Consider the following 2,595-nt stretch of genomic DNA (forward strand, 5'->3'; position numbering starts at 1 on the left):
GCGGCCGCACCGAATATGCCGCCCATTTCCCAAGAGGACCACAGCCCCACCTCCAGCGGTACCCCCTAGCCGAAACGAGCAGTACCACCTACCCGGACTAGCCGTACCATCACGCCGTATTTGCCAGCATGCCTCGGATGTAATCAACCGCAGCCGAAGGCACATGACGCAATCTTCGTCGGAGAACGGCGGCTTTGAAGCTGTCCTCAGTAGCGCAGACGGGATATTGAAGAACTCGCTCTTCCTCCTCAGCCAAGCCTGCCCCTGACGAAGCTGCCCCAGCTTTCACCAAAGCAACAACGAGATGATCCAGAGCCGACCGAAGGTTATGGACGGCATCACCAATGATCAACGCCAGGCGCGCCGGGAATAGCGAAAACCTGTCCCAAACAAGCAGATGGTCCTTACCGTCGTTCTCAACCTCACGCCTCGCTGCCAAGCACTCGTCTACATACTCGCTGACTTCAGCGGTCAAGTTGCACACGTGCTCACGGGCTCGGTCCAGCTTGCGGGCGACCGACTCAGGGATGCCATCATCTTCGATTGTCGTAGAGGATCCTTCCATATGTGTCTACTTCCCAGGACCTACAGGGACCACTCGCCAGATCCCGGAGAGGGCATTTGTCATTGGTGCAGCGCCGGCCACGGATCGCCCAGTCGGCCACAGCGCTGCCCAGACGGTCTTGGCGCTCCCAAATGGCAACCACCCGGGATTGGCACTCCGGACACGGCGGCTCCACATGGCCGCGCTTCTCACCGAGATTCACGCATACTCCTCGCTAGCCATCAAGTCACCACAGGCTATCCCACCAGGCAAACATCCCGATTGGGATGCGATGACGGTGGGAAGCCGGTGGTCCCGGTTCGCTAGGATCGCGAACAAATCGTTTGCTGCCTCGGGGTCTATCCAGACGGTGAGGACGTCATCGACCTATGCGGGATATCCGCATAGGTGGACGACTAAGGCCAAGTCCAGATCAAGTTTCACACCCGGCTATCCGAAAGCGGTGACTAGGGTTTGTCGGACCTCGCCGGTTGCCGCATCGACGTCGAAGCGCCGCAGTGCGCCTTTTCCCAGTTCGTCAGCGCCCCGTTGAGCGAGCATGAGTGCGTTGGCTGCGCAGGAGGATTCACCGGCTGGGCCTGAGTAGATGACCTCGATGACCTGATCGGGTATGAAACGCCCGCCCATCAGCAGGTCGTCTGCCCGTCCGGCCCACCAGCGTTTTTTGGCCCGCTCCAGGGCGACTACCAGGGGCGCCTCCACGTCGACGACCTCCACGCCTTCGTAGCCCGCATTGAAGAGCTCGGTGATGTATTGGCCGGCCAGCGGCTGCCAGGACAGGGCGCCGTCGATGATGACGTTTTCCCCTGACGCCAGTGCCAGCCGTCGGACGATGTCGGTTGTCCTGGTTGAAATCGGGTGGATGTGAGCGGCGAGTTCCCGGATCCCCACCGGCCGGCCGTCGGGCAGGACGTAAGCGTGCCGGTACGTGAGCAGCCCGGCCCGCTCCGCTTCCTCGAGGATCAGATCCTTAGCGACGTCAGGGTCAATGACCCTGTACCCGTTGAGCGCGAGTGTGCCAAGAGCCTGGGTCTTTCCCGCACCGGGAGGACCGGCTGCCACGACCACGGCATGTCCGCCGGCTGTTACATCGTTCTGGCGGTTCATATACGCGCGGGCGATGCGGACAATGGACAGGTCATCGAAATAACTACCCAGCCCGGCCGGTGCCTGACTCAGGCCTCCCCCGGGCAGATACAACTCTGTCAGCGCGGCGTGCACTTCTTCCCGGTCAGCGGCCAATGGCCGACCTGACCTCATTGAATTCAGATTCATCAATGAGGCCCTGGGCCAGTGCGGTGACGACCCTGTCCCAGGTGCCCGGCAACCGGCCCTCGTGCGGATACGGCGCGTCCTGGCCGAAGGTATAGGGAAAGGCCTTCAGCTCCGCTATGAGCTTCTGCCGTGGCGTGTTATACGCGAAGGCGCGGAGAATCATCTCTTCAGGGTCGGGAGCCAGATCGGCGTTACGGCGTTCGATGGCCTTGAGCATGCGGTTGACCTTGGCCTGGCTGGTTGCAAGGATATCGGCTGTTTCACGCTGGGTGAGCCCGCGCCGTGATGCGTTCTGAACTGCACGAAGTTCATCGAGCAAATCCACCCGCGCCCGCGCCTGGCGCTGAAGCGCCTGACGATGCATGGCCGAAAGGTCGTTATCCATCGTGATCATCCCTACTCCCCTCTCCACCTACGAGTCTAGCGTCTTGATTCACAATGAATCAACTGTCGGTACCTCCGGAGGCGTCCCTCTCAGTCCCGGTGGCGGCCGGTACCCTGTGCCCCACTCAGGGTTCCCCATCCGGACACCGAAACCCCTTGCAGACGTTTTCGAACATTCTGCGCAGCAGGCTTCGAAAAAAACACGTCCATAACGAAAACGGTTTCGCCGTGTCGTCTCGTCAAAGTGTTGCGCGTCGCAGTGGATGACCGTGGGTGGTCGCGTTGCCTGACGACGGGCCTGATTTTTCTGGGTTTCTTGGTTTGGTCCTTGACGTTCTTCGTTGGCGGCGTCAGGCTGACGACAGGTCCTT

General features: G+C 60.9%; 4 protein-coding genes. All 4 read right to left on the minus strand.

Annotated features, from left to right (window positions below; all coding sequences use genetic code 11):
• Positions 1–109: 109 nt before the first annotated feature.
• A complete protein-coding gene (locus tag QMG52_RS21545; protein ID WP_283562444.1) occupies positions 110–565 on the minus strand; it encodes a hypothetical protein in 456 nt (151 codons plus the stop codon).
• A 429-nt stretch (positions 566–994) separates the two neighbouring features.
• Positions 995–1,825 (minus strand): zeta toxin family protein, encoded by an 831-nt coding sequence (locus QMG52_RS21550; protein WP_283562445.1) that lies wholly within the window; start codon positions 1,823–1,825, stop codon positions 995–997.
• Positions 1,797–2,234: a hypothetical protein gene (locus QMG52_RS21555; protein ID WP_283562446.1), complete on the minus strand. Its 438-nt coding sequence runs from the start codon at positions 2,232–2,234 to the stop codon at positions 1,797–1,799. The genes QMG52_RS21550 and QMG52_RS21555 overlap by 29 nt, the downstream gene beginning before the upstream one ends.
• A gap of 80 nt (positions 2,235–2,314) precedes the next feature.
• The coding region (locus QMG52_RS21560) for a hypothetical protein (protein ID WP_283562447.1) at positions 2,315–2,595 on the minus strand (281 nt) is incomplete at its 5' end.

The organism is Paenarthrobacter sp. PH39-S1, assembly GCF_030063245.1.
Lineage (GTDB): Bacteria > Actinomycetota > Actinomycetes > Actinomycetales > Micrococcaceae > Arthrobacter_M.